Genomic DNA, 26,408 nt, shown 5'->3' with positions numbered 1-26,408 from the left:
AGTGAAATAGCGAGGCTTCTTCCAGAACATCTTCGTTGCAAATTCTATTTTCTATAATATTCCTGTTAGAATTGTAGAGACGCTCAAATTGGGCGGCTCTACGGGAAGAATCCTAAATAATAAAATATGAATTTGAATTATACAAAACTCACTCTTTTTGGTATGCTTTTATTTGTGTTGGTTTCTTGCGGGGAATCTCACAAACACACCAACAAACTGGCTGGCGAGAGCAGCCCTTACCTACTCCAGCATGCGCACAACCCTGTAAATTGGTACCCCTGGGGAGAAGAAGCACTGAACAAGGCGAAGGCGGAAAATAAGCTCATTATTGTGAGTGTGGGCTATGCGGCTTGCCACTGGTGCCACGTAATGGAGCACGAGTCGTTTGAAAATGAGGAAGTTGCCAAACTGATGAACAACAACTTTGTCTCTATAAAAGTGGACAGGGAAGAACGCCCCGACATCGACCAGATTTACATGGAAGCTTCGCAGATAATGACAGGAAGCGGGGGCTGGCCACTCAACTGCGTGACCTTGCCCGACGGCAGGCCTATTTTTGCAGGAACGTATTTTGAAAAAGACCAGTGGATGGATCTGTTGCAGCAGATCATCGATGCCAAGAAAAATGACCCCGAAAGGCTCGAATCTATTGCCAAACAGGTGACTTCTGGCGTAGGGGAAAATTCCTTCAATGCGCATATAGCCGACGATTCTGAGTTTCTCCCTGATAGTGTTCATTCCACTTTTGCCAACTTCACCTCCGACCTCGACATGCAACTGGGCGGCTTCCAACGCACCCAAAAATTCCCTATGCCCAACCACTTGGAAGCCCTGCTTCAATTCCACCACCTCACCCAAAACGATACGGCAATGGACTACGTGAACCTCACGCTGGAGCGCATGGCAATGGGCGGTATTTACGACCAAGTGGGTGGCGGATTTGCCCGCTATTCCACCGATGCATTTTGGAAAGTGCCGCATTTTGAAAAGATGCTCTACGATAATGCCCAGCTTGTTTCGTTATACAGCCAAGCCTATAAAGTCACCAAAAACCCACTTTACAAAAAGGTGGTGGAAGAAACCTTGGCTTTTGTAGAAAGGGAATTGACTTCGCCAGATGGCGGTTTTTATTCTTCCCTCGATGCCGACAGCGAAGGGAAAGAAGGAAAGTTTTATACATGGACCAACGAAGAGTTGGAAGCTCTGCTGGACGAAGCAGAATACAAAGCGGTTTCGGCATATTACAACATAGAAAAAGAAGGGAATTGGGAAGACAGCATAAACATCTTATTCAATACCAAGGCGATAGAAGCGGTAGCCATAGAAGTGGAAATGAAAAAAGCAGCGCTGGAAAACTCCATTGCTTCTGCTAAAAGCAAGCTGATGGAAGCCCGAAGCAAACGAGTGCGCCCAGGCTTGGACGATAAAATCCTGACTTCGTGGAATGCGCTGATGGTGAAAGGCTACATCGATGCCTACTCCGCTTTTGGAAAACAGAAATATCTTGAAAAAGCTTTAACAGGGGCTGAATTTATCGTAAAAACTACTTTGCAGGAAGGCAACCGCCTCAATCGAAACTACAAGGATGGCAAGTCGAGCATCAATGCTTTTTTGGATGATTATGCCCTAACTGTCGATGCCTTCATCACGCTCTACCAAGTTACCTTCAACGAGCAATGGCTCTACAAAGCCCAAGATTTGACCAACTATGCCTTGGAACATTTTTACGATGAGGGCAGTGGCTATTTCTTCTATACTTCGGACCAAGACCCAGCGCTCATTGCCCGAAAAGTAGAGCTGACCGACAACGTAATCCCTTCTGCCAACTCGGTGATGGCGAAGAATTTATATTACTTGGGCAATTACTTTTTTGATGGGGAATTGAAAAAGAAAAGCACCAATATGCTACAAGGTGTGCTGGAGTTTGTACCCGCCAATACTGCTTATTTCACCAACTGGTTCCAGTTGCAGATGTACCTCACCTACCCTTTCTACGAAGTGGCAATAGTGGGCGACAATGCGGCGCAACTCCAAGCAGAATTCCTCCAAAGCTACCAGCCCAACGCTGTGCTGATGGGCGGCAAAACCGAAGGCTCGCTCGAACTCCTCAAAAATAAGCTGATGGAAGGGGAAACAATGATTTATGTCTGCAAAGAAAAAGCCTGCAAATTGCCTGTGATGGAAGTGGAAGCTGCTTTTGGACAGATGGTGGTTGCTGAATAAGAGATAAGGTAGAAATATGAAATGGTTAACTTATTTCTTTGAGGTTATTTTAATGTTTTGGTACTTTCTTTCAAAAAGGAGATTTGGAGAATCTTCAATTAGTAACGTAGCAACTATTCTATGGAGCTCTATTTCAATAATGTGGGGACTTATAATTTTTCACATTATATATCATAATATGGAGTATAAAATCGTAAGTGAATTTGATATTGAAGGTCTTATTATAACTCTTCTCTCTCTTGTCAGCTATATGATTTTTCTTTTTACTAAGAAAAAAGAGCTTCTGCTTGCGAAGTATGAAAAGAAAAGAGCTATGGTATTCTCATTTGCAATTTCTTACCATGTAGTCTGTTTTTTTAATAATAATATGGCTCGAATAGTGGATGAGAAATAGTAGGGCTGTCATAGCGCAAGAGTCTCTCTTGTGCTTTAAAATGATGTTCAGCGAGACACTGAACATGCCAAAATATTTTAAATTTAAGAAAATCGATTTTCTTAAATTTAAAAACAAGTCCATGAGCCGAAAATACAAAATCAACGACCAAGAGTTACCGTATTTTGTGACCTTCACCGTGGTGAATTGGATAGATGTTTTTATCCGAAGTGAATTTAAGGATATTCTGTTGCAAAGCATCAAATATTGCCAAGAGAACAAGGGACTGAAAGTACATGCGTGGGTCATCATGACCAGCCATGCCCATTTTATTTTAGGGACGTCTGGTGATAAAAAATTGGAAGAGATCATTCGCGACTTAAAATCATTTACCTCTAGGCATATACGGCTTTTGCTGGAAGACAAAAGGTTTGTGGGAGAAAGTAGAAGGGAATGGATGCTCTGGATGATGAAAAATGCGGGGTTGAAAAACAGTAACAATAAAGACTTCCAGCTTTGGCAGCAACACAACCATCCTATCGAAATTTCCTCAGAAGAGTTATTACATGAGAAATTGGAATACATTCACGATAATCCGGTCGCTATGGGTTTTGTGGAAAGTGGGGAACATTGGCTTTATAGCAGTGCAAGGGATTATTACGGAACGGGAAAGGGCTTGATTGATATTGAGTTCTTGAGTTGATTTTAAGCGAGACGCTTAAATTGTAGTAAGGCACAAGCGGGATGCTTGCGCCATAATGTTTGGCTAGTTCTCTCAATAGCGCAAGTGTCTCACTTGTGCTTTAAAATGATGTTCAGCGTCTCGCTGAACTTTCAGAATGTCCTTAAGTTAACAGCATTGAGCGAGACGCTTGCGCCATTGGTGTAAAAAATGAAATAAGGTTGAAATAAATGGAGAGTGGTTGCAAGCATCGACTTGGAATGGATCTCTATTTATTTCAATAAAATGAACCGCTTGTTATCACAAATATTATTATGAAAAACACACGAATTTCTCACAGTATTATTGGGCTTGTATGCATCCTTGGATTTCTGAGTTTGACGCAATGCAGCAACCCAAAAGAAACAATCGAGCATGAAGCAATCAGTTCTACCAAGTCTCTTTACCAGCTCAAAAGCGAGTTTATTGACCAACGATTTGGCATGTTCATTTGCTACAACGTTATGTCGTATGGGGCAAAATGGGGAGAAGCAAACTATCCCATCGATTCCTTTAACCCTCAAAAACTAGATTGCGCACAGTGGGCAGATGCAGCCGTTTCGGCCGGGATGAAATATGGGTTGCTCACCACAAAACACCACGAAGGATTCTGCCTTTGGGATAGTAAATTCACAGAGTATGACGTAGCATCCACTCCTTACCAAAAAGACATTGTCCGGCAATATGTGGATGCATTTAGAGTAAAAGGGTTAGGAATAGGCTTATATTATTCGATCTGGGACAGTACACACGGAGTAGAAAAGGATAGCATTGATGGCAACAAATTAGATTTTGTAAAGGGGCAAATAACCGAACTCCTCACCAACTACGGAAAGATCGACTACTTTGTAATGGACGGATGGTATTGGAAAATAGGGCATAAAGTGATTCCCTATCACGAAATCAGGAAATTGATCAGGCAACTTCAGCCAGAATGTTTGATCACCGACCATACGCATTTACAAGCTCCTTACCACATGGAAATCCCTTATTTCGAAGGACCTTTTGGGGCATTTCCCCCAGAAGGGAACACTATGGCATCGGCACTTGGGCACTGCAGTGTGAAAGGCAACGGCTGGTTTTGGAGTGAAGACACCCCTAACGGTATGAAACAAGACGATGGAATAGATACCGTGCTTCATAAATTGGTAGATTGCGAAGCACGGTATTGCAACTTCATGCTCAATTGCATGCCCAACCGAGAAGGACTTTTAGATGATATTTACATAGGAATGCTTACGGAAATCGGTCAAAAGTGGAAGCCTGACACTTCAAGGCCTGCTTTGCCCCCTCAAGGTCGCCAAATTGTCGAGTCAATCCCCTTTGCATCTGTGGTAGCAAGTAGTGGTAATGCAACTTACCTACACGATGCCCGCCAAATCCAAACGAACCATTTCCATTGGGAGTCGAGTGCAGAGTTTCCCCAAACTATTACTATGGATCTGGGAAAAATTGAAGAAGGAGTTGATGCACTGATGATTGTCCCCAACCATAGGTGCAAGCCTTATCCAGAAATGGCTTTGGCAGAAGGGAACATAATGAATATCAAACTTTTTTCAAGTACCGATGGTCTTAATTTTGAGGAGGTTTCCAGCCAAAGGTGGGGTGCTGACGCAACATACAAATCGCTCAATTTTGAAAAAACGAAAGCAAGGTATTTCAGACTAGATATACTGGAAGCCAATGGAGAAAAAGCAATAATTGCCGAGTTGGAAATAGGAAGATCGTCCTTATAACCGTATTCATTTGAACCAAAATAAAACTTCAGCTTGCCGCCTTCTTCCCAAAATGTACCCGTAACCAGATAGGGTTTTTGGGTAAGTACTTAATAGAGATTTTTCTTTTTTGAGTGCTAGGCGATGGAATACAAAATAAAACCGTCCCGATCGCTGCGAGCGATCGGGACGGTTAACAGGTTTGGTTAACCAGTAACAAGAAACTAGCAACCAGTAACAAGAAACCAACAACCAGTAACTAATCCACCTCCTTCAACAATTCATCTACCGCTTTTTTAAGCTGTTCGTCTTCCCCTTTGGCTTTGCTGTCGGGTGCATTTTCCACGGTGAATTGTGGAACGGCTGGACCTAGTTCCATGTTTTCTCCCGTCGCTTTCACGTACCAAGCCCTAAACGGCATCCGTACATACGAACCGTCCAACAAACCTTGTCCACCCGTGGAAATCACCGCGCCGAAGGTCGGTTGGCCTACTAGTTTTCCAATTTCCAACGTTTTGAACGCATGAGAGAAAATCTCCGCATTGGAATAACTGCTTTCGTTACAGATGGCAATAGAAGGTTTGGTCCAAGCTGCCAGTGGAAGCCTTTCCCCGTAAGGGTAATTATTTTTGTATTTCGGGTTTTCATTAAGGCTACCCGCCGCTCCTCTCGGAATGGTGTAGGCATGTTGACGTACGTTGAGCACCGCCATAAGGTAGTCGGTAGTGTAGCCGCCGCCGTTGTAGCGCACGTCTATCACAATTCCCTCTTTGCCCAAGCCTGCTGCGGTCAGCTCTCGCTCAAAGCGCTCGAAGCTGGGCCAGTTCATCCCTTGGATGTGGATGTAACCCAATTTTCCACCCGAATATTTTTCCGTAAGAGCTTTGCGTTCGTTCACCCACTCGTCGTAAAGCTGGTTACGGATACTGCTTGTGGGTCTGATTTCCACCTCCCGGCTTTTTCCGTTTGCATCTTCTACTTCCAGTAATATTTTCTTGCTGGCTTTGTTGGTGAGCAAACTGTAAAAACTCTCGTCAGAAGAAACCCCTTCGCCGTTCACGGCAACTATTACATCGCCAACTTCCAATTTGCTTGTTGTTTTATCCGCTGCGGTTTTCGGCACTACATGCGTAACTTCCACCCCGTTTTTCACAGGAATTACTTCTACGCCAAGCCTTCCGGTGCTTTCTCGTTGCGTTTCCTCAGGAGAACCTCCATAAATGCCCATGTGGCTGGCATTCACTTGCCCCAGCATCAGGTTGAACATGTAGCGGAAATCTTGATCGGTAGAGGCTTTGAGCGCAAGTGGTTTGAATTGTTTCTTGAGCGCATCCCAATCTTGCCCGTGGAAAGCAGGGTCGTAAAAACCTGCGTCCAAGGCTTTCCAAGCTTCTTCAAATACTTGCTCACGCTCTTTGCGGTGGTCAATTTTCATTTCTGCGCTAAATGGCAAACTCTCCGATTTGCCGTTGCTCAGCGTAATTCTTGAAAGCCTTCCTTTGGATACGTAGTACAAATGCTTGCCATCAGGACTAAGTTCCGCTCCATACGGGCGTTGTCCGCCCTTGGTGAGTTGCTTGGCTTCCGTTCCATCCCAGTTGATGCTGTACAGGTCGCTTCCTTTGGCGGTAGGGCCGCTGGTGCTGAAGTAGAAAGTCTCCCCATCTTTCGATACTGCTATGCCCGATTCGCTGCCTGGCAGAGCCGTAACTTGGCTGAGGCGGTAATGAATATCTTCAAAGTCGATAGTGATAGGCGTTTCCTCTTCTTCCTCATCTCCGTCTTTTTTGTCTTTCTTATCCTTTTTGCCCTTCTCATCATCGCCCTCGTCTTCTTCCCAGTCTTGCTTTGTTTTTTCCCAATCTTCTATGCTCAGCCAAGCGAACCATACATCGTAATCGCCATTGTTTCGGTCAGAAATGAAGGCTAGTTTCGATCCGTCGGAACTCCAAACAGGGCTGCGGTCGTTGCGGGGGTGCATGCTCACGTTCACAGGCTTGCGGCTGTTGTCCGCTGCGTGGATATACACCTCGTTGTTGAAATCGAGGTCGGGAATAGAATATGCCAACCATTTGCTATCTGGACTCCACGATACATCGTTCGCCGATTGCCAGCTATCCAGCAATACTATTTCATTATTGATTTTCCCTTCTGGATCAATATCGGCTACAATCATTTTCCCCTTTCCTCTCGACCCTTCCGCTCTTCTAAAAGCTATTTTTTTGCCGTTCGGCGAAACCAAAGGCATCATCTCGCTCTCGTCCGTTTTTGTCAGGCGGACGACTTCGTGCTTCAAGCTTTTGAACAAATCGGGTTTTTCAGGGTCGGCAGATTTGGCAAGGTACAAATCGTATTGCCCTTCGCGGTCGGAGGTGAAAATCACTGTAGAATCGTTGAGCCAGTTGGCGTTATCATCTCTCCAAGCATGCTTGCTCAAGTTCACCGTGCGGCTTTTTTCCTTGTCGTTCACCTTCACAAATACCTCCCCACGGGTTACCACCGTTGCTTTTTTACCGTTAGGGGAAATGCTGTACCAATCTATTCCTGAAGAAAGCGTTTTGCGCTCCATAGGATCGAAACGATAGTCCGCAGAAATAGAAATATTGATTTTTTGAGCTGAGCCTCCTGTTGCGCTTACTTGGTAAATATCACCCAATCGCTCAAATACCAAGGTATTTCCATTCGTGCTAGCATCCAGCCATTGGATACCAAAATCTGTGTACGATGTCACTTGAGTAGGCGAACCGGCTGCCGAGCCATCGTCGTTTATTTTCAGGCTGTAGGCATTGTACCTGCCCGTTTCCCCACCTATAAAAAAGAGGCTGTTGTCCTTTCCCCACTTGGGCATAAAATCGTTGCTCATAGAGGAAGTCACTTTCGTAAACGACTTGTTTTTGATGTGGTAAATCCATACATCTTTGTTAGCAGGGCCTTTGTAGGCTTCCCTTGCCGTGCGGCACGGTCCCTCAACAAAAGCAAGCAATTTGCCATCGGGCGACATGGCAGGCATATAGCCTGTGGCATCCAAAAAGCGCTGTGGAGTTCCACCCGTAGCCGAAACGCTCAAAATCTCAGAAGACCATTCTATTTGGCGAAATGCCCGTGCCGAGGTGAACAACACTTGGTTATCATCCGTCCAACCGCTGATTACATCGCTACCCGAGTAGAACGTAAGCCGCTTAGGCTCACCTCCAGTAGCAGGCATCACAAAAATATCATTTGCCCCATAGCGGGTGCTGGAAAAAGCAATTTGCTTGCCGTCGGGACTCCAAACAGGCGACGACTCGTAAGCTTCGTGGATAGTAAGCCTGCGGGCATCGCTACCATCGAGCTTCGAAGTCCAAATATCACCTTGGTAAGAGAAAGCGATCTGGCTGCCATCGGGGCTAATACCAGGCTGAACCACCAAAGGGCTTTCCTGAGCAAAAAGTTGTGGGGATATAATCATCACTGACCATATCAATAGTACGTGTCTTAGTTTTTTCATTGTGATTGTATAATTGTATAGGTTTAAAAAAGGCTTATTTTACAATGTTTCCCAAACTATAAATCAACTACCTTAAAGTCAAACCTGTTTTTGTTTTGCGAAGGAAAAAAGGGATGGGTGGTGAGTGTTTCCTTATAAAAAGGCATGGAATTGTGGATTGGATGCTAGCTTTGCGGTAAAGGTTTAAGTCGAACAAGAAAAAGATTCACTCCGACCGTCAGAGTGATTTAAAACAACCCCATTACAACCTAAGAACTACCATTATATTCAGTTTAAAGGCAATGAGAATAAATATGAAAGATAAAAATGTATTGTTAAGCGGAAGGACATCAAAAGTTACGCTCTTAAAAAACTTTGCTTTTTTGGGCTTACTGTTTAGCTATTTTTTATCGAAACTTCTTTTAATGCTGTTGGATTTTTCTGAAAATGCCGAGATTTATTTTACTATTATCTTCACAGCTGTTGTATCAAGCTTTCTAGTTGCTACTTCGTATAATGAATTTGAACTTACAACCAATAGTATTTTTATAAAAAGACTAGTTGAGAAACAAATCAAAAAAAGTGATATAACTATTATAAAAATTGGGTATTTAGGTTACAGAGGTAATAGCCAAATCATCATCCATTACATTGAAAATGAGTCCCAGCAAGAAATGAAAAATTCTATTTATGTTGATAGTAAACAGTATAAAGAAGTAAAGTCTAATTGTCAAAAATATGGCATCGAATTTTATCATGTTATGAAGTGAATTAGGTGGGCATCCCTACTGGGGCAAGTACCCGCCCTAAATAATGGTAGTAAATAACCCAAAAATCAACCAAAAAACGTCCCGATCGCTCCAAGTGATCGGGACGGTCTGGTGAATGAACTAAAAAAGGGATGCACAATCAAGTACATCCCTCCATCTCAAAAAAAATATTCTATAAAACTACAAAGAATACGGCTTGCGGTATTTTTTGCCCCTAAGCTTGTTCGCTTCCTTGTCGTCAAACTTCTCTTTTACAGGATCCCACTTCAGAGGTTTGTTGAGCCAGTAAGCTATATTGGCTATATTACAAACACTGGCTGCGCGGTGGCCAATTTCCACATCGCAGATTGGCTTTTTCCTGCTCTTCACTGCATCTACAAAATCTTGGTAGTGGTTGTCGCTAAAGTACAAGCGCTTATCGTTTCCACCAATTTCTTTTTTGGCAATGCTCTCCGACTTACTATCGAGGTATTTACGGCTCACATCAATTGTTCCTTCCGTACCTATGAAGCGAACGCCCCAGCCTCTTCCAAAATCTTCGTGCACCATTTCTATGCCGTTGGCATATTTCATTACCAAGCCACGGGTAGCTTTTGGGTCGGTTGGTGGGATGTACTCAACCGGGCCAGTATTATCCATGCCCAAGCCCCACTGAACGATATCAAACATATGCGCGCCCCAATCGCAGAGGATTCCACCACCAAATTCTTTATAATTTCTCCACATAGGCCATCCGCTAAAAGAAATAGGAGGAGCAATGATGCTGTTATACTCACGCATTTGTGCAGGGCCTAACCAGCGATCCCAATCCAGCTCTTTTGGAGCTTTTTCGGCAGGAAGGTCACAGTCAACGGCAGGGTCGCCCACATTTGCCAATACTTTTGTTACCTCGCCAATGTAGCCGTTTTGCACCAGCTCGCATGCTTGGCGGAAGTTGTAGCTAGAGCGTTGCATACTTCCTGTCTGGAAAACCTTATTGTATTTGCGGGTAGCATCTACCATTGCCCTGCCTTCTTCTAGTGTGTGAGAAAGCGGCTTTTCGCAATAAACATCTTTGCCAGCCTTGAGTGCATCTATAGCAGGAAGCGCATGCCAATGGTCAGGAGTAGCAATAATTACCGCATCTATGTCTTGGCGGGCGAGCAAGTCTTCGTACATTTTGTAAGACTCCAAGCCTTTATGCTCCTTGCCCGACTTTTCACTGTAAATACCATTGGCCATCTTTACGAACTTCTCCAACTTGGCCGAGTCGATGTCGCAAGCGGCTACCATTTGGATATCGTCTAGTTTCATAAAGCGAGAGGCAAGTCCCCCACTTTGCTTTCCACAGCCTATGAAGCCCATAGTTAGTTTGTCGCTGGGAGCAGTGTAACCCTTTCCGCCTAGCACTGAGCGAGGCACGATAGTGAATGCTGCGAAAGATAAGGCAGCTCCGCCAATAAACTTCCGCCTACTGATTTGTTTGCTTTTTGAACTTTTCATATTTACTAAAAATGTTTGAAATAGGGTATTTTGAAAAAATGAAGTTATCTGCCTTAAATATAAAGCATAGATAGTTTTAAATGAATGAAAACGTTTGATCATTGGTCTTTAGACCTCTAGAAAACTTTTCATTTTTCCCTTCCGACCAAAAAAACTACTTTTGCCCCAATCTCAACCACACGCATGCGATGAATCCGGTACTGAAAAAAATGAATTTTAAGGAGCACCAATCAATTTGCTTGCTCCATGCTCCACCTTCTTTTGAAGAGGTAGCGAAAGAATTGTCGGGCTTAGCAAGTGTGACCACCCAAGCAAAAGAAGGTGGCTCTTACGATTTTGTAATTGCTTTTGCCCTTTCCTGCGCCGAAATAGCAAGCATAGTAGATAGTATTGAAGGAAAATTGGCAGAAGATGCCGTGCTGTGGATAGCCTACTCAAAAAAGTCATCAAAAAAATATACCTCTGATATTTCGAGAGAAAATGGTTGGCAACCTTTGGGAGATATGGGCTTCGAAGGCGTGAGGCAAGTCGCCATAGACGAGGACTGGTCGGCGTTGCGCTTCAGAGATGCCAGGTTTATCAAAACCATGAAGCGGGAAAAGCTAAGGGCGATGTCGGAAGAAGGAAAGAAAAGGATAAAATAATGTGTTGATTTTTCGATGTGCTGATGTGCTAATTTGAAAAAGAAAAACGCTGATGCGGCACCTATCGTCCGTGCCGAAATTTTGTTATAAAGTATTCAATTGAAATGTCAGTTCAGTTAAAAACGTAGAGCCAATGCATGCGTTGGCTCTCTTTAAAATACAAAAAAAACACGCCCATTAAAGGCAATTAATAATAAGAATACATGATCGTAAGAAAGCTACTTTTTACCTTGCTAGGCTTCAAAAATTACTTGAAGTTCATCAGCTATATTTTTTTGAAAAGCTATGTGTCAAAATTCTATTTGGGCGAGCACTTCCAAGTCAGGTTTTTGGAAAAACTAGTGAAGCCCGGTTCGGTTTGCATAGATATCGGTGCCAATTTGGGTTATTTTACCATCCCACTTTCTCGCATTACAGGAAAAGAAGGAAAAGTATTTGCCGTAGAGCCTGTAAAGGATTTCAGGGAGACTTTGGAGTCGAATATTGCCAGTTTTGCCCTTGGAAATGTAGAGGTGTTGCCCTACGCCCTTGGGGAAACCGATAACCTGAAGGTACAGATGGGGACGCCACGGGTAGACGGCGTAGTGAGGCATGGCCGTACGGAGGTATTGGAAAGCGGGCAAGGCGATGCGGCTCTCACCCACGAGGCTACCATGATGAGTCCAAAAACGCTTTTTGCCGACCTCAAGCAGCTCGATTACATCAAATGCGATGTAGAAGGGTATGAGTTGCATATCATTCCACATTTCGTGTATTTGTGCAAGAAGTTTAAGCCTGTGTTGGAAATAGAAATCGATAGTCTTGAAAACAAGCGGGAGATGATTCAGCTTTTGGGAGGAATTGGCTACAGCATTTACTATTTGGAAAATGAAAAATTAAAGCCATTCAAGCTGGCTGAAAGTAAATTTATGAACGTTATCGAGTTATACTTTCTACCCGACGTGAAGCTCGAAGAGTTTAAGCATCTTTTATAAAACCAGCATTCAAACATATGAAGATCATCAAATTTTTGCATTTAGTATGGATGGCAATTGGAACAGTAATCGCCATGATATTTCTCTATCCAGCCTATTTGGTGATTATCCCTCGGGAAAAATGGCACAAATATGCATACCAACTTAATAAGATTTGGTCGTATGTGATCTTTGGCTTTGCCTTTATGCCTCCTTTCATTGAGCGAAGGGGCGAAAAAGTGCCCAAAGGAACTCCGGTGGTCTTCTGTGCCAACCACAATTCCTACTTGGATATCCCGCTGATGGGCGGGCTGGTAGATCGCTTTGCTGTGTTCGTAGGAAAAAGCGACCTTTCCAATGTACCGCTTTTTGGGTACATGTTCCGAAACATCCATATCCCTGTAGACCGAGGCAGCAGCCGAAGCCGCTACGAGACAGTTCACCGCTCAAGAGAAGCGATAGAGAAAGGCAAAAGCTTGGTCATGTTTCCCGAAGGAGGAATTAACATGAAAACCTATCCAAACCTCAAAAACTTTAAGGATGGCGCCTTCCGTATTGCCATTGAAAAGCAAGTGCCCATCGTACCCGTTACCTTGCCTTACAACTGGATCATTATGCACGATATCGGGCTACCTGTTTGGCACAAACAAAAAGTAATTTTCCACGAGCCCATCTACCCCACAGGACTTACGACTGATGATATTCCCAAACTTAGGGAACAAGTGCGGGGCATTATCCGAGAAGAAATGAAAGCCCACTTCCCCGAAAAATTTGAGGAAGAAACGGTAGGAGAGTTGAAAGATTCATAGTAACCCCCGTACTCAAAGTAGCCCTAGATTTGCCTTGGGGCTAAAATCAACTCTCTTTATAGCTAACCGAATGATCTTAGAAACCGAAAGGCTTACCATCCACCAGATAGACTTGGGTGATGCCCCGTATATTTACGAACTTATGAACTCTCCCAAATGGCTAGCCTATATCGGTGACAGAGGGATTCATACGCTCGAGAATGCCAAAAGCTATATCCAAAATAACATCTTTAGGGACTACAATATCTACGGGTTTAGCACCTACAAAGTCATTCTTAAAGCAACTGGAGAGATAGTAGGCACATGTGGCTTGCACAAAAGAGACTACCTCGACCATCCTGATATTGGCTATGCTACCCTGCCCCAGCACGAGGGCTTCGGCTACATTTCCGAAGCGGCAAAGGGAGTATTAGAATATGGAAAAAAGGTATTAAAACTAGAAGAAATCCTCGCCATCACCAATGTAGATAATGAAGGCTCACAAAAACTACTTACCAAAATAGGGCTGCATTTTCAGCGAAAAACCTTCTTCGAAGCGATCAATGCCGAAGTGTTGGTGTTTTCTACTGGGGGGAATGGGTAGCTTGCCAAAGTCTGAATTAGATTAAAATGAAACTTGAAGAAAAAATAGAATACTGCAAAATATGCTCTAACAAAGGTTTTGAATTACAAACAGGTACCTATTGCAAATTGACGAATCAAAAGCCTGAGTTTGATATTTCATGTCCTGATTTCAATGAAGATCCTGTTCAAAGGGAAGAAATGGAGGTGCGTTATCTTTCAAAGGTTAGAAATGAACAGCTTGAAAATTATTCTTATCCAACTAGTAGGAAGAAGATATTAGACGCTTTAAATATCCTTCCCAAAACAGTTGAGGTAAAAAGGTCTAAAGGACTATCAATTTTTCTCATACTTATTTTCGGTTCTTTATGAATTTACTTGAAACTGGTATTTTGCAAATACAAAGTAAATCATCTTGATGAAGTTGTCTTTAGACCGAAACCCTCTAGCAACCCGTTTAATGATTTGAATTTTAGAATTGAGCCCCTCTAAGATACCGTTATTAATCTTAGATTGAGCGTATTGAACAATTCCATCAAAATGGCTTTTAATCGATTTAGTGATCGGATTGGTTTCCATGGTTTCCTGGGCGAGGTCCATAATGAAGCACAGTTGGGCTTTTAGCTCTTGAAATTGATCTTGCCGATAAAAAGTACCTATCCTTTCCATTGATAGTTCAATTTGAGCTTGAAAGCAATAAGCCTTTTCCCCAAGTCGATCTAGATGTTTGTAGAGAAGTTTGATCACATGCCATTTGTCAAAAGTAACCTTAGCCTGTGGAAAACACTGTTTGGCCCCCTTGATGAAGGCAGGGGACATATCAATGGAAATTTCTTCTACTGCTTCTGGATAGGGATGATCTTGCTTAAATCGGGCAACACATTCAGAAGATCTACCTTCGTAACTACCGGGTAGTTGCCAAGTATCTAGATCAAAAAAGCTGGTGATGTATTCATGTCCCTTACGGGTAGAGGTTTCATCATAAGCAATCCTAGAGGCTGTATGCTGACTATAGTAGTCATCTTCAAGATGTTGGGTATAATGATGATAAATATGCTCAACCCGTTGGACTCGAATGCCAAGTGTCCTGGCTACTGCCGTAAAACAATGGTGGATATGCATCAAACGCATGACTTCTTGCCCAAACATAAGTGTGAACCGCGAATAATCTCTAGAAAAGGAAACCTCTGCCTTAGATAGTTTACCGGTATCCCTATCTTTGTATATAGGAAGCTTACAATGGATAAAACAGCGATATTGAAAAAGCTTTAAGTGTTCCCAGGTACGGTCGTAATAGCTATGAATAGAGCATTTTTTTGGGGTAGCTTCAGGTGGAACCTCTAAATATAGATGTACGGTGTTGCTAGGCTCGTCACGTTCTGCTAGAACTAACTCAAAAGGTGGTAGAACAGGAAGTAAGTCACTAAATTGAGATAGAAAATTCATCGTTTTTTGAATACAAAGATAAGCGTTCAAGTAAATTCATAAAGAGCCTTATTTTCCCTATGTTCCTTGCGTTTGTATTACATCTTTATTTTTTTGAACACAAAGAAGGTGCAATTTTAGCGATGTTAGTTTTGTTAATTATAGCTCTAATTCCTTCAATTTTTGGCATAAAATTACTGTCGAAAAAGAAAGTATATATCAACATAGATGACGAAGGTATTGAGTTTTGTGACGAAGATATTTTCATTCCGTGGGAAATGGTGATGCGGGTCTGTATTAAATGGAAAAGTTCTGGGAAGAGTGAAATATGTTATTTGGTTATAAAAATACTGGGAAGGGCTGAAGAGTATAAATACCATCTTTACTCAACTGACCTTTCTGAAAGCAAACTCATTACTTATATAGAGGCATTTAGAGAAAAATACAAAAATCAGTCTGAGAAGAAGTGACTTTTTATGCAACACCTAACGGCGTTGTTCTTTTTTCCCGTTCTCTTTCTACAATTATGCAACCTCTACGAGGTTCAGCATTTCTTTGACCTTCCAAGTAATACCCCGAAGGGGTTTCAGAATTGTAGTTAATGGGATTTGATATTTGTTTTCAACCCCGTGAGGGGTTGCACAAATGCTAGTTGCCCAAACCCAAAGAGGCAATCCTCTCATTAATCACCCCACTAATTTCCTCTGCTTTATCCACAATCATAAAATGTCCTCCTTGGGGAATAAGAATAGCATTTGTGCTTTTAGTTGGAGGAAGAAGCAAGTCATTTCCTCCTTCTATTTTTAGGCAGTTTGGAAGTCTCGTTTGGTTCTTCCATTGCATAAGCTCAGCCAATGCCCATTTTAGGAAGCCCAAGTCGGTATCTTGGATGATTTCAGCGAGAAGCTGTTTGTTTTTTGCTCCGAATAGCAAATTTGCTAGCCATGCGGGCATATTCAAAAAAGGCTTGGGAATGAAGCGGATTAAATTTAGTTTGCCAAAGAGGCGGTAAATAGACCGAAGCTCAGCAGCAGTTTCCGCAGAGGAAATAAGGATGGTCTGTTTGGGTGAAAGGAACTTGCCGATTTCCGTAGCGACCAAGCCGCCAAAACTTACCCCAAGTAAAATGAAATCTTTGGAAGTGTCAATGGATTGGGAAAGGCGGGCAGCGTAGCTCTCCAACGGCTCGTTTTTCTTCGGTTCTATCCAGTCCAACGGAACAAGTTGATACTTGAGAGTTAAAAACTGAAAGATCCGTTTGTCAGCTCCCAATCCACTTATGACGTAGATTTTCATTTTATCAATAATCTCTGAATTATCGGTCAGTCCTACAAAAGTGGGAATATCTCATACAAGCCTTTTCTGTGCATCGGAGGGAGACCCCACATCGGCCACGGAATGACAAATTAGGTGAGGTGGCACCTGGTTTATCAGCTAACTCCTTCGGTTAATGAATCGGTTTTTTCACCCATTCTAGCTTGCCTTTTCCTTTGTCGGCTTCTTTCCAATTAGCTATATCGAAGGAAATGAGGGCAGCATTTGCTGGGGAGAAATGGAGGTTTCCCTCACCGGTAATGTATTCTGTGAAGTAGGTAATGGTTGGGTTGTGTCCCAATATCAGCACCGTTTCTAGGTCTGAATCAAGGTTTTGGATAAACATTAGCAACTTGCCCAGAGAAATATTGTAAATATCTTCTTCAAAGAAAATATCATTTACATCGTAAGGTAGTTGTTCGGCAACTCGCTCAGCTGTTTCGGTTGCCCTTAGTGCCGAGCTGCTATAAAAGGCATCTATTTTCACTTGGGTTTCCCTTAGGGTTTTTCCCATTCTCGAAGCATCTTGTGCTCCTTGGGGGGTAAGCGGTCGGTCGAAATCTTTAATGGCAATATTGGGCTCAAGAGCTTCTGCATGCCTGAATAATATGATATTTTTTGCCATTTGGAATCTTGGTTAGTGGATTGGGGTTGCTAATTAATAAAGAATTTACGGTAAAAAAGGGGATTTCGCATTTATTTTTTCAAAACTCGTACTCCCAATACTTTCCTCCCGATATGTTGTCTTTGTTGCCAAAAATATAATTTCCTTGCAAACCAGCTATCACTACTTTTCCTTCCTTGGTAAAAACAGCCTCTCTGGCCATCACAGGTTTTTCGGAAAATAGCGGCTTTATTTCAGTAAGCTTTCCATGTTTATCGAAGAAGGCAAGCATCACATTGAACCCACCTCTTTCGAGTGCTTGGCTACTGACCTTCTTTCCCTTCTGGTCAACATATTCCAAAAAATTCCCGACCATCACAAAGCCTTCATTGATCTTCACCAAATCGGTGAATACCCCCCTAAACCGCAGGCTATCGGTAATTTGCTCCCTGCCAAATGGATTCATTTGGTGTAAGTAACACGTTTCCAATTGTTCAAAGCGATCTTCCTTGCCCTTTCCTTTGGTTACATAATAAATCTTTTCTGCGTCCGAAGCATACAGGAGCTGTCGGGGGAATTTGTTGGGCGGCAGTTTTTTGTCGAGCAAGAGTTCGCCATCTAGCTCGGCCATTACTATTCGATGCTGGGAAAACTGGCCTGCATAGGATTCTACGCTCATGAGCATCACCTCGGTAGGCAGATTGAAAAGCTGCACTTTGTGGTCGCTGTAGTGGCCCTCGTGCTTGGTGATGAACCTTCTGAGCCAAAAAATCTGCCCATCTTTGTCGAGCTTGGCAATGAACGCATCGCGGTGCACTTTGTCGGGTGCGGGGCAAATACCTGCGACTAACTGCTCTTGCTCGGGCAAGGGAATTTGGTGTGTGGTGATGTAGCTGCCAAACGCCAAGAGCGAATCGGTATTCACGCCTTGCCCCAAGGGCAAGATGTGCGGAGTAGCACTTGGTTGCTTTCGCAAGGCGATTTGTTCATCTACCGAATTGGTTTCAAGTGCATCGCCGTTCAGGCTTTTCAGCTCATTATTTACATACCTCGTTTCTTGCTCCAAAAAGCGGTGCAGGTTATCCGCTCCGCCATAGGCCATGGAGATATATTGCTGGTACTTGCTTATCTCGCTATCCACCGCATTTATATGGTCGAGCACATCTTTGCACTCCAATATTTTTTTGGAAAGCCTATCGGTATCTACCAACACATCAAGCGTATTGAGGCTGTCCAGTGCCCTTGCTTTTAGGAAATAATATTCAGCTTTTAGCCTTTTATAAATCAAAAGTTTGGCTGCAAGAGAATTGTTATCGAGCCGAAAAAGATCGTAGATCAGTTCGTGGTCGCTATCGAGGAGTTCATTGGAATAGATTCCTTTTGCGGCTTCGCTCAGCACTCGGCTGAGGTTCTCGTCCACATCAAGGATGCGGCTTTTCATAGGAAAAATCTCTTGCCGAATAGTTTTGAGCACTTTTCTCGACCATTCCCCGTAGTTGGAAAGTACTACATTTTTCTCGTCAAAAATATGCTCGGGTACTCGGTGTTCGCTAAACTCCTCTATAATGTTGAGCAAATAATTCCGCTTATACTTTTCAAAATCTGTTGTTTTGGTAAGCCTATTTTGGATATTGATATAATGTTCCACCGTATCGAAGGCCTGGTAAATCGTTTCTAAGGTATCTACCAAATCACCGTCGGCTTTAAAGTAAAGATTGGGCAAGCTTTTGTAAGTATTCACCAGCCCGCCATACTTGTTCTCAGCTAAAGTATAATTCTCCTTCACTGTTTCCCAAGCATGTGTAATAGATTTTATACCCATAACATAGGTATTGAGGCTAGAAAGGTATTCTTGGAAATGATACTGTACCATTTCCAAACTGGGCTTGAAGGTGGCCAACTCTTGTTGGTAGTATTTTTTGTTCTTCCGAAAGTCTTTTTTGTTGGCAAAATAAATGGCGTACTCTGCATAGTGCATGGCAGAGTCGTAAGTAGGTGTGAGCAGCGCACTCTGTCCCAGCTCTATTTTTTTGAGGTCTTCGTAGTAAAGATAGCTCAACTTATAGTTAGCTAGCGCATTGCTTTGTTGGTCTTCTAGCATTGCCCAGAGCATTTTTTTAGCTATTTCGGGCTGATGCTGATTTATGGCTTCCTCTACCTGCTCATATTTCACTTTTTTGCCCAAACCAAAGGGCAATTTTTGGGCTTTTGCAGCTTGAGTGAGCAGCATAAGACCAATACTAAATAAAATGATTTTTGAGTTTTTCCGAAGCATCGCCAAAATTATAGTAATGAGAAGATATAAAGCAAAAAACTTGGGGATTTGTGGGATAGATAAGAGCGTGAGGAAATTGGTTATACAGATTCAACCCAGCATCCACGCTTTTTAACAAGCTGTATTTGTATAAATATTTGAAGAGAAATTTGTGTTCACAAAAAGCATTTGCTATGTTTATAGCTAATTAACACACACATAACCGCAGCAAAACTATCTATTTTTTTTAGCTATCCCAGGGCTACTTACTCTACTAGCTTAACTATTCTTTATTTCTCTTACGATAAGATGAAAAAAAAACTGCTAACCGTTAAGGGATACGAATATACCTATCATGTAAATAGTTTGCGCCTGAGCGTAGGAATCTGTTTTTAATGAAACCCATTCCCATTATGTTCACAAGAGTTCATGCCTATCAATTTCTTTTCTTGCTTATGCTCATACCTAGTATAAGTTGTGGTCAGAACAGCTACTTATCTATAGAATTAGGGCAGGTTTTAGTGCCTGGCGTAGGCTTTGACAACGGAGCCGTTATTGGTGGGGCGTATTCTTACAAATCTAAAAGTTGGCTTGGAGCTTCTTTGCAGACAAATTTGTTTTTGACAAGTTATGAAACAACTGAGTGGGATGATACTAAAGCTATTGGGTTAGAATCGGAAACATATGTAGGGCACAGGGTTCCTACTATATCTCTTGGGCCTGAGTTTTTTATTGAAACAGGAATTGATGTTTTTTTTGTAGCATCGCCAAGGGTGGGATATGCTTGGCAGCTAATGGAAATAAGCCATCATGTCTATGGCGACCCTCCAGCAAATGGAAATGGCTTTTGGGAAGTAAGTGATTCTTACCACTCTAAGCAAGCAAGTGGCTTTTTTTATTATGGCCTAGGCTTAGGGCTTAGGTTCTACGTGGACGAGGGGAAGAGAGCCATGGTTGGCAACATTGAATTACGATGCCATCGACTTAGGAAAGGCAATGGACGGGATTTTGCTCGATGGATATTCAAAGAAGCTTTCGTACGACGATAAAACCTTCTTTTTGGGCTATACGATTACGCTTGACTGGTCTTTGTCTTCAAAGAGTAAATAGACATTTTACAACTTATTTCGCTAAAAGATGAATCTTTGTGGCGTATATGAAACTTGACTTTTAAACTTTCCCACCAAATAAAATCATCCTCAAACCTGTTTTTTTTGACCTGCTATTCTTACTTTTAAACTAATAATGATAACGTTAACAAAAAAGTAAATAGAAATGAAAAAGAACTTCACAGTACTAGTTGTTTTGCTGCTGGTTTGGGGTGCAGCTTTTGCCCAAAAATATGAACCCACGCCCGAAAATCTAGAAGCGAGGGAATGGTTCCAAGATGCCCGCTTCGGCTTGTTTGTGCACTGGGGCGTGTACAGCGTGATGGGCGGCGGTGGCGACAAGGGAATTGCCGAGTGGATCATGAACCAAAAGAAAATCCCTATAAAGGAGTATGAGAAGCTTCCTTCGTTTTTCAATCCGGTTGATTTTGATGCGAAGGAATGGGTGCAGATGGTGAAAGATGCGGGGATGAAGTACATCACCATCACCAGCAAGCACCACGATGGCTTTGCCATGTACGACTCCAAAGTATCGGACTACAACATTGTTGATAAGACTTCTTACGGAAAAGATGTGCTGAAGCTACTGAAAGACGAGTGCGACAAACAGGGGATTAAGCTGTTTTTCTACTACTCGCAGCTCGACTGGCACCATCCAGATTATTACCCAAGGGGCAGAACAGGTCAAGGCTATACGGGCAGGCCCGACAGCGGTGACTGGAACAAGTATATAGACTACATGAATACCCAACTGACGGAACTACTTACCAACTATGGCGAGGTGGGCGGCATTTGGTTCGATGGCATGTGGGACAAGAAAAAAGCTAACTGGAGGCACGAGGAAACGTATCGTTTGATCCACAAACTACAACCTGCGGCTTTGGTAGGTAGCAACCACCACTTAGCTCCTTTCAATGGGGAGGATTTCCAGATGTTTGAAAAAGACTTGCCTGGGCACAATACCACAGGCTTCTCGGGCGACAGCAAAGTAGGCAGTCTTCCACTAGAAACCTGCGAAACGATCAACGGTTCTTGGGGTTTTAACATCAAAGATAGAAACGACAAGAGCTTAAAAACACTGGTGAGGTACTTGGTGAAAGCTTCTGGCTACAATGCAAACTTTTTGCTCAATGTAGGGCCTATGCCCAATGGGAAAATCCAGCCCGAACATGCAGCTTTGCTCAAAGAAATGGGCGAATGGAACAAGAAGTACGGAGAAACTATTTTTGGAACAAGAGGCGGCCCTATGCCCCCAAGAGACTGGGGCGTGAGTACTCAAAAGGATGGAAAAGTGTATTTGCACATTTTTGATCAACCCGACGAGAGTTTTTTAGTGCCTGGGTTAGAAGGCAAAAAAGTAAAATCGGTGAAGTTGTACGATGGGAAGGAAGGGCTGAAGTTCAAGCAAACTGAATTTGGACTTTCTGTGAGCTTGCCGTACGCTAAGCGCAACGAGATAGATACGATTTTGGAAGTGGAGTTTAAATAGTTATACCGAAGTCATTTAAACTATTGGTTATACCCAAAAGATTAAATTAGCTTGCTGCATATTACCTTCCCTATCTTTTCTCCGTATAGAATTGGTAGGGAAGTTTTTTTTTACCTTAAAAGAACATTTTTTTATGCTAAAAGACGTTTTCGGTCCATCGAAGGAAGAAATATGGCAGCAACTAAGCCAAGAAATCAATGCGGAGTTTGTAGACGGAAGCTTTTGGAAAGGTCGGTCGGACAGAGTGGAGGCGAAATTTAAGGAATGGGTGATCACGCTAGATACTTTCAACCGCTCTTCGGGGCAGACTACTATTCCATTTACAAGGCTGCGCGCACCTTTTATCAACAAAGATGGGTTTCGCTTCAAGATTTACAAGGGGAGCGTATTTAGTGGCTTGGGAAAGCTTTTTGGTATGCAAGACATTGAAATAGGCGATGTGGTGTTCGATGAGAAGTTCATTATTCAGGGGAACGACGAGGGCAAGGTAAAAAAGCTCTTTAAAAACCCGACTATCAAAAAGCTATTGTTGGAGGCGCCCAAGGTGAATTTTGAAATAAAAGACGATGAGGGTTTCTTCAAGAAAAATAAATATGAAAAAGAAGGGGCAGATTTGCTTTACTTTGAAACATATGGAACGCTCAAAAAACTAGAGGAGTTGAAGTTGCTTTATGCGCTTTTTGCCGCAGTACTCAACCAACTTTGCCACATGGACTCTGCGTATGAAATAGATCCGGGGATAGCGGTGTGAGGATGGGGGACTGGCTAAGCGCAGAACTACGGAGCTTTTTCGAGGATTAACTTCTTCATATTACCCATTAAAAAAGCCTATTGGTTTGAGATCAAAAAAATCGTACATTTGGTTTTAGTCATTTTCCTGCAACTAAGTTGGGGTGTTTTGTACTACTTCATATGCAGGCAAATACATGTTAATCATTTAAAAAACTCAATATTTGGTAGAAAAAGTAATTAAGCTAGAGAATGTTTCTTTGGTAGATTTTTTAGGCGTTGAAAACGAAAATATCAAAGAATTAGCTACGGCATTTCCCAAAAGTAAGATCATTTCTAGGGGGAATGAAATACGCATCCAAGGGGCTACCCCAGAGATACTAAAAATCAACAACACCTTCAACGATCTGTTGGAGCACTATTACAAATTTGGAAAAATCACCACAGATAATGTTGCCAATTATATAGAAAAAGACAAGGGCAGCGTCCAATCTCAGTTCAAAGAAGAGACGCTGATCTATGGAGCCAGAGGGGTTGCCATCCGTCCTCGTACTGAAAACCAGAAGAACTTGGTAGATGCGGTGAACGAGAATGATCTCTGTTTTGCCGTAGGGCCAGCAGGTACGGGAAAAACCTATGTATCGGTGGCAATGGCGGTGAGAGCGCTAAAAAACAAGGTAGTAAAGCGAATAATCATTACTCGACCTGCGGTAGAAGCTGGAGAAAACCTAGGTTTTTTGCCAGGCGACCTCAAAGACAAGGTTGACCCATATTTGCGCCCTATTTACGATGCACTCTACGACATGATCCCTGCCGAAAAGCTGAAATATTACTTGGAAAATGAGGTAATAGAAATTGCACCATTGGCCTACATGAGGGGACGTACGCTCAACCAAGCTTTTATCTTGCTCGATGAAGCACAAAACACCACCACAATGCAGATGAAGATGTTCCTCACGAGGATGGGGCCTGATTCTAAGATGATTATTACTGGCGATGTCTCTCAAATCGACTTGCCAAAAGGGATGAAATCGGGTATGGTGGAAGCTGTAAAGGTATTGGAAGAAGTAAAAGGGATTGGGATAATTAAGCTGAGCACAAAAGATGTAATTAGACATAGGCTTGTAAAGAGCATTATTGAAGCCTACAATAAACAATAAGGGCTCATCTTTACAAGTGAAATAAAAAGAAAAAGGCTGTCTCAAAAATTTGAGACAGCCTTTTTGCATATATCTAATGTATGTTGATCAAACTTTGATCTCTACGTCAACTCCACTTGGCAATTCTAGTTTCATCAATGCATCAACAGTTTTAGCTGAAGAAGAATAAATATCTACTAGTCTTTTGTAAGTACAAAGTTGGAATTGCTCCCTTGATTTTTTACTTACGTGTGGTGAACGCAATACGGTAAACTTGTCTTTCTCAGTAGGAAGTGGAATAGGACCACTTACAACCGCACCAGTAGCTTTAACAGCTCTTACTATCTTTTCAGATGACTTATCAACCAAGTTGTGGTCGTAAGATTTCAATTTGATTCTAATTTTCTGATTCATAGGATTGTTTATATTAGCCGTCTGCCAATAAATAAGTATGAAAAGCAGCCCCCACGTTTGAAGGCTGCATTAATTTTGAATATAATTAAGAGCCTTTTACTTCTGCAATTACACTTTCTGCAATATTTCTTGGCACCTCTGCATAATGAGAGAATGTCAATGAAGCAGAAGCCCTACCCGAAGTGATTGTTCTCAAAGAAGTAACATAACCGAACAATTCAGAAAGAGGTACATCAGCTTTGATTACTACAGCACCACCTTTTACTTCTTGTCCTTTAGGCATACCCCTTCTTCTGTTAAGGTCACCGATTACATTACCAGTGTACTCATCAGGAGAAACAACTTCCACGTCCATGATAGGCTCAAGCAATACAGGCTTCGCTTTTTTACCAGCTTCTTTGTAACCTATTTTAGCTGCAAGTTCGAAAGAAAGAGCATCTGAGTCAACGTCGTGGAAAGAACCAAAGAACAATCTTACCCTCATGCTATCAACAGGGAAACCTGCCAACACACCGTTAGCCATTGCATCTTTGAAGCCTTTCTGGATCGCAGGGATAAATTCTTTAGGAATTACACCACCCTTGATTTGGTCAACAAACTCAAGGCCTTCTTTATCTCCTTCCGCAGGACCTATTTCAAACTGAATATCCGCAAATTTACCACGACCACCAGTTTGTTTCTTATAAACTTCTCTGTGCTCAACGCTGCTAGTCAACGCTTCTTTGTAAGCAACTTGAGGAGCACCTTGGTTGATCTCTACTTTAAACTCTCTCTTCAACCTATCGATGATAATCTCCAAGTGAAGCTCACCCATACCTCTCAATACAGTCTGACCAGTTTCATGGTCAGTTTTTACTGAAAGTGTAGGATCTTCTTCTACTAGTTTGCCTAAAGCAGCTCCTAATTTATCAACGTCAGCTTGTTTCTTAGGCTCGATAGCATAACCAATTACTGGCTCAGGGAAAGTCATTTCTTCCAAAATGATTGGGCTACCCTCTGCTACTAGTGTATCACCTGTTTTGATGTCTTTAAAACCAACACCAGCACAAATATCACCTGCCTCTACTCTATCAATTGCATTTTGCTTGTTAGCATGCATTTGAAGAAGCCTAGAAATACGTTCCTTCTTACCAGTTCTCATATTTGTTATATAAGAACCTGACTCCAAGACACCTGAGTAAGATCTCATGAAACACAAACGACCTACATAAGGGTCAGTAGCAATTTTAAATGCTAGTGCAGCAAATGGGTCATCATTATCTGGTCTTCTTGTTTCTTCCTCTTCAGTATCTGGGTTAATACCTTTTACTGGAGGCAAGTCAAGCGGAGATGGCAAGTAGGCCGCAACTGCATCAAGAAGAGCTTGAACACCTTTGTTTTTGAAGGCAGATCCACAAAGCACAGGTGACATTGACATGTCGATTACAGCAGCCCTTACAGCAGCCATAGTTTCCTCTACAGTGATAGAATCTGGATCTTCGTCGTACTTCATGAACAATTCATCGTCATAAAGGGCAACATTCTCAATCAACTCATCTCTCCACTTCTGAGCCTCATCTTTAAGCTCAGCAGGGATATCGATAATTTGATAAGTCATACCTTGGTCAGCATCATTCCAGATGATACCTTTATTCAAAATCAAGTCAACCACACCTTTGAAACCTTCTTCAGCCCCAATTGGAATTTGAAGAGGTACTGGGTTAGCACCTAATTTTTCTTTAATATCTTTTACAGCATTAAAGAAATCTGCACCAGCTCTATCCATTTTGTTTACAAAACAGATACGTGGAACATGATACTTATCAGCTTGACGCCATACAGTTTCGGACTGAGGCTCAACACCAGACACAGCACAGAAAAGTGCCACAGCACCATCTAGCACCCTTAGTGAACGCTCTACCTCTACAGTAAAATCAACGTGACCCGGAGTATCAATTATGTTTACCTTAAAAGGCTTGGTATCTTTAGTAGGCTTACCTTGCTCTGTAGGGTAGTTCCACACAGTAGTAGTAGCAGCTGAAGTAATAGTAATACCTCTTTCTTGCTCCTGCTCCATCCAGTCCATTGTAGCCGCACCATCGTGCACCTCACCAATCTTGTGACTGATACCTGTGTAATAAAGAACCCTCTCAGTAGTTGTGGTTTTACCAGCATCGATGTGAGCCATGATACCGATATTCCGTTGGAATGCTAAATCTTTCTTTGCCACGATTG

The 26,408-nt window shown here is 42.4% G+C and carries 23 protein-coding genes; 15 read left to right on the top strand and 8 right to left on the bottom strand.

Going from position 1 to position 26,408, the window contains the following annotated elements; genetic code table 11:
• Positions 1-126 precede the first annotated feature (126 nt).
• The 4 genes from R9C00_03135 to R9C00_03120 all read left to right on the top strand — a co-directional run bounded on the left by R9C00_03135 (position 127) and on the right by R9C00_03120 (position 5,053).
• Positions 127-2,223, top strand: a complete 2,097-nt coding sequence (locus tag R9C00_03135) for a thioredoxin domain-containing protein (protein WPO36436.1) — start codon at positions 127-129, stop codon at positions 2,221-2,223.
• A gap of 16 nt (positions 2,224-2,239) precedes the next feature.
• Complete coding sequence (locus R9C00_03130; GenBank protein ID WPO36435.1) at positions 2,240-2,617, top strand: hypothetical protein; 378 nt, start codon at positions 2,240-2,242, stop codon at positions 2,615-2,617.
• A gap of 121 nt (positions 2,618-2,738) precedes the next feature.
• Positions 2,739-3,299 carry a transposase gene (locus tag R9C00_03125; protein WPO36434.1) on the top strand — a complete coding sequence of 187 codons (561 nt, stop codon included), beginning with the start codon at positions 2,739-2,741 and terminating at the stop codon, positions 3,297-3,299.
• A 293-nt stretch (positions 3,300-3,592) separates the two neighbouring features.
• Positions 3,593-5,053: an alpha-L-fucosidase gene (locus R9C00_03120; protein ID WPO36433.1), complete on the top strand. Its 1,461-nt coding sequence runs from the start codon at positions 3,593-3,595 to the stop codon at positions 5,051-5,053.
• A 238-nt stretch (positions 5,054-5,291) separates the two neighbouring features.
• On the opposite strand, the gene R9C00_03115 is transcribed toward R9C00_03120, so the two are convergent.
• Complete coding sequence (locus tag R9C00_03115; GenBank protein ID WPO36432.1) at positions 5,292-8,519, bottom strand: S41 family peptidase; 3,228 nt, start codon at positions 8,517-8,519, stop codon at positions 5,292-5,294.
• A 293-nt stretch (positions 8,520-8,812) separates the two neighbouring features.
• On the opposite strand from R9C00_03115, the gene R9C00_03110 reads away from it, so the two are divergent.
• On the top strand, positions 8,813-9,268 hold the full coding sequence (locus R9C00_03110; GenBank protein ID WPO36431.1) for a hypothetical protein: 456 nt from the start codon (positions 8,813-8,815) through the stop codon (positions 9,266-9,268).
• A gap of 180 nt (positions 9,269-9,448) precedes the next feature.
• Here R9C00_03110 and R9C00_03105 read toward each other — a convergent pair whose 3' ends face one another.
• The gene (locus tag R9C00_03105) at positions 9,449-10,750 is read right to left on the bottom strand and encodes a Gfo/Idh/MocA family oxidoreductase (GenBank protein ID WPO36430.1); all 1,302 of its coding nucleotides are present in this window, start codon (positions 10,748-10,750) and stop codon (positions 9,449-9,451) included.
• Between the two features lie 188 nt (positions 10,751-10,938).
• Here R9C00_03105 and R9C00_03100 point away from each other — a divergent pair, with 188 nt between their 5' ends.
• From R9C00_03100 to R9C00_03080, 5 genes are all read left to right on the top strand, one after another.
• The gene (locus R9C00_03100; GenBank protein WPO36429.1) at positions 10,939-11,394 is read left to right on the top strand and encodes a hypothetical protein; all 456 of its coding nucleotides are present in this window, start codon (positions 10,939-10,941) and stop codon (positions 11,392-11,394) included.
• Between the two features lie 203 nt (positions 11,395-11,597).
• Positions 11,598-12,368: an FkbM family methyltransferase gene (locus tag R9C00_03095; GenBank protein ID WPO36428.1), complete on the top strand. Its 771-nt coding sequence runs from the start codon at positions 11,598-11,600 to the stop codon at positions 12,366-12,368.
• A 17-nt stretch (positions 12,369-12,385) separates the two neighbouring features.
• Positions 12,386-13,156 (top strand): lysophospholipid acyltransferase family protein, encoded by a 771-nt coding sequence (locus R9C00_03090; protein WPO36427.1) that lies wholly within the window; start codon positions 12,386-12,388, stop codon positions 13,154-13,156.
• Positions 13,157-13,226: 70 nt separating this feature from the next.
• On the top strand, positions 13,227-13,739 hold the full coding sequence (locus R9C00_03085) for a GNAT family N-acetyltransferase (GenBank protein ID WPO36426.1): 513 nt from the start codon (positions 13,227-13,229) through the stop codon (positions 13,737-13,739).
• A 26-nt stretch (positions 13,740-13,765) separates the two neighbouring features.
• Entirely contained in the window at positions 13,766-14,089 is a 324-nt protein-coding gene (locus tag R9C00_03080) for a hypothetical protein (protein ID WPO36425.1), read from the top strand.
• Here the strand turns inward: R9C00_03080 and R9C00_03075 are convergent.
• Positions 14,084-15,163, bottom strand: coding sequence for a transposase (locus R9C00_03075; protein ID WPO36424.1), 1,080 nt, complete (start codon positions 15,161-15,163; stop codon positions 14,084-14,086). The two genes, R9C00_03080 and R9C00_03075, sit on opposite strands and share 6 nt — an antisense overlap.
• Before the next feature lie 122 nt (positions 15,164-15,285).
• Between R9C00_03075 and R9C00_03070 the strand changes: the two genes are divergently transcribed.
• A complete protein-coding gene (locus R9C00_03070) occupies positions 15,286-15,612 on the top strand; it encodes a hypothetical protein (GenBank protein ID WPO36423.1) in 327 nt (108 codons plus the stop codon).
• 178 nt (positions 15,613-15,790) lie between these two features.
• On the opposite strand, the gene R9C00_03065 is transcribed toward R9C00_03070, so the two are convergent.
• From R9C00_03065 to R9C00_03055, 3 genes are all read right to left on the bottom strand, one after another.
• Entirely contained in the window at positions 15,791-16,438 is a 648-nt protein-coding gene (locus R9C00_03065) for an alpha/beta hydrolase (GenBank protein WPO36422.1), read from the bottom strand.
• Positions 16,439-16,589: 151 nt separating this feature from the next.
• Entirely contained in the window at positions 16,590-17,081 is a 492-nt protein-coding gene (locus tag R9C00_03060; protein WPO36421.1) for a histidine phosphatase family protein, read from the bottom strand.
• 79 nt (positions 17,082-17,160) lie between these two features.
• Positions 17,161-19,335, bottom strand: coding sequence for a hypothetical protein (locus tag R9C00_03055; protein ID WPO36420.1), 2,175 nt, complete (start codon positions 19,333-19,335; stop codon positions 17,161-17,163).
• Between the two features lie 392 nt (positions 19,336-19,727).
• Here R9C00_03055 and R9C00_03050 point away from each other — a divergent pair, with 392 nt between their 5' ends.
• The 4 genes from R9C00_03050 (at position 19,728) to R9C00_03035 (ending at position 23,801) form a co-directional block, all read left to right on the top strand.
• Positions 19,728-20,363: a hypothetical protein gene (locus R9C00_03050; protein WPO36419.1), complete on the top strand. Its 636-nt coding sequence runs from the start codon at positions 19,728-19,730 to the stop codon at positions 20,361-20,363.
• Positions 20,364-20,589: 226 nt separating this feature from the next.
• The gene (locus R9C00_03045; GenBank protein ID WPO36418.1) at positions 20,590-21,912 is read left to right on the top strand and encodes an alpha-L-fucosidase; all 1,323 of its coding nucleotides are present in this window, start codon (positions 20,590-20,592) and stop codon (positions 21,910-21,912) included.
• Between the two features lie 133 nt (positions 21,913-22,045).
• The gene (locus tag R9C00_03040; GenBank protein WPO36417.1) at positions 22,046-22,663 is read left to right on the top strand and encodes a DUF3137 domain-containing protein; all 618 of its coding nucleotides are present in this window, start codon (positions 22,046-22,048) and stop codon (positions 22,661-22,663) included.
• Positions 22,664-22,865: 202 nt separating this feature from the next.
• Positions 22,866-23,801, top strand: a complete 936-nt coding sequence (locus tag R9C00_03035; protein WPO36416.1) for a PhoH family protein — start codon at positions 22,866-22,868, stop codon at positions 23,799-23,801.
• Positions 23,802-23,888: 87 nt separating this feature from the next.
• Here the strand turns inward: R9C00_03035 and rpsJ are convergent, their stop codons facing one another.
• Positions 23,889-24,194 (bottom strand): 30S ribosomal protein S10, encoded by a 306-nt coding sequence (gene rpsJ, locus R9C00_03030; protein WPO36415.1) that lies wholly within the window; start codon positions 24,192-24,194, stop codon positions 23,889-23,891.
• Between the two features lie 85 nt (positions 24,195-24,279).
• Positions 24,280-26,403, bottom strand: a complete 2,124-nt coding sequence (fusA, locus tag R9C00_03025) for an elongation factor G (GenBank protein ID WPO36414.1) — start codon at positions 26,401-26,403, stop codon at positions 24,280-24,282.
• Positions 26,404-26,408 lie beyond the last annotated feature (5 nt).

This window comes from Flammeovirgaceae bacterium SG7u.111 (assembly GCA_034044135.1).
Taxonomy (GTDB): domain Bacteria; phylum Bacteroidota; class Bacteroidia; order Cytophagales; family Flammeovirgaceae.
This window is presented reverse-complemented; position numbering and strand designations above follow the sequence as displayed.

Coding starts and splice junctions, on each gene's coding strand:
- R9C00_03060 (WPO36421.1), bottom strand. CDS start 17,081: ATGGCAAAAAATATCATATTATTCAGGCATGCAGAAGCTCTTGAGCCC.
- R9C00_03065 (WPO36422.1), bottom strand. CDS start 16,438: ATGAAAATCTACGTCATAAGTGGATTGGGAGCTGACAAACGGATCTTT.
- R9C00_03090 (WPO36427.1), top strand. CDS start 12,386: ATGAAGATCATCAAATTTTTGCATTTAGTATGGATGGCAATTGGAACA.
- R9C00_03085 (WPO36426.1), top strand. CDS start 13,227: ATGATCTTAGAAACCGAAAGGCTTACCATCCACCAGATAGACTTGGGT.
- R9C00_03120 (WPO36433.1), top strand. CDS start 3,593: ATGAAAAACACACGAATTTCTCACAGTATTATTGGGCTTGTATGCATC.
- R9C00_03110 (WPO36431.1), top strand. CDS start 8,813: ATGAAAGATAAAAATGTATTGTTAAGCGGAAGGACATCAAAAGTTACG.
- R9C00_03050 (WPO36419.1), top strand. CDS start 19,728: ATGTTCACAAGAGTTCATGCCTATCAATTTCTTTTCTTGCTTATGCTC.
- R9C00_03135 (WPO36436.1), top strand. CDS start 127: ATGAATTTGAATTATACAAAACTCACTCTTTTTGGTATGCTTTTATTT.
- R9C00_03100 (WPO36429.1), top strand. CDS start 10,939: ATGAATCCGGTACTGAAAAAAATGAATTTTAAGGAGCACCAATCAATT.
- R9C00_03125 (WPO36434.1), top strand. CDS start 2,739: ATGAGCCGAAAATACAAAATCAACGACCAAGAGTTACCGTATTTTGTG.
- R9C00_03055 (WPO36420.1), bottom strand. CDS start 19,335: ATGCTTCGGAAAAACTCAAAAATCATTTTATTTAGTATTGGTCTTATG.
- R9C00_03040 (WPO36417.1), top strand. CDS start 22,046: ATGCTAAAAGACGTTTTCGGTCCATCGAAGGAAGAAATATGGCAGCAA.
- R9C00_03070 (WPO36423.1), top strand. CDS start 15,286: ATGTTAGTTTTGTTAATTATAGCTCTAATTCCTTCAATTTTTGGCATA.
- R9C00_03115 (WPO36432.1), bottom strand. CDS start 8,519: ATGAAAAAACTAAGACACGTACTATTGATATGGTCAGTGATGATTATA.
- R9C00_03075 (WPO36424.1), bottom strand. CDS start 15,163: ATGAATTTTCTATCTCAATTTAGTGACTTACTTCCTGTTCTACCACCT.
- R9C00_03045 (WPO36418.1), top strand. CDS start 20,590: ATGAAAAAGAACTTCACAGTACTAGTTGTTTTGCTGCTGGTTTGGGGT.
- R9C00_03105 (WPO36430.1), bottom strand. CDS start 10,750: ATGAAAAGTTCAAAAAGCAAACAAATCAGTAGGCGGAAGTTTATTGGC.
- R9C00_03130 (WPO36435.1), top strand. CDS start 2,240: ATGAAATGGTTAACTTATTTCTTTGAGGTTATTTTAATGTTTTGGTAC.
- R9C00_03080 (WPO36425.1), top strand. CDS start 13,766: ATGAAACTTGAAGAAAAAATAGAATACTGCAAAATATGCTCTAACAAA.
- R9C00_03095 (WPO36428.1), top strand. CDS start 11,598: ATGATCGTAAGAAAGCTACTTTTTACCTTGCTAGGCTTCAAAAATTAC.
- rpsJ (WPO36415.1), bottom strand. CDS start 24,194: ATGAATCAGAAAATTAGAATCAAATTGAAATCTTACGACCACAACTTG.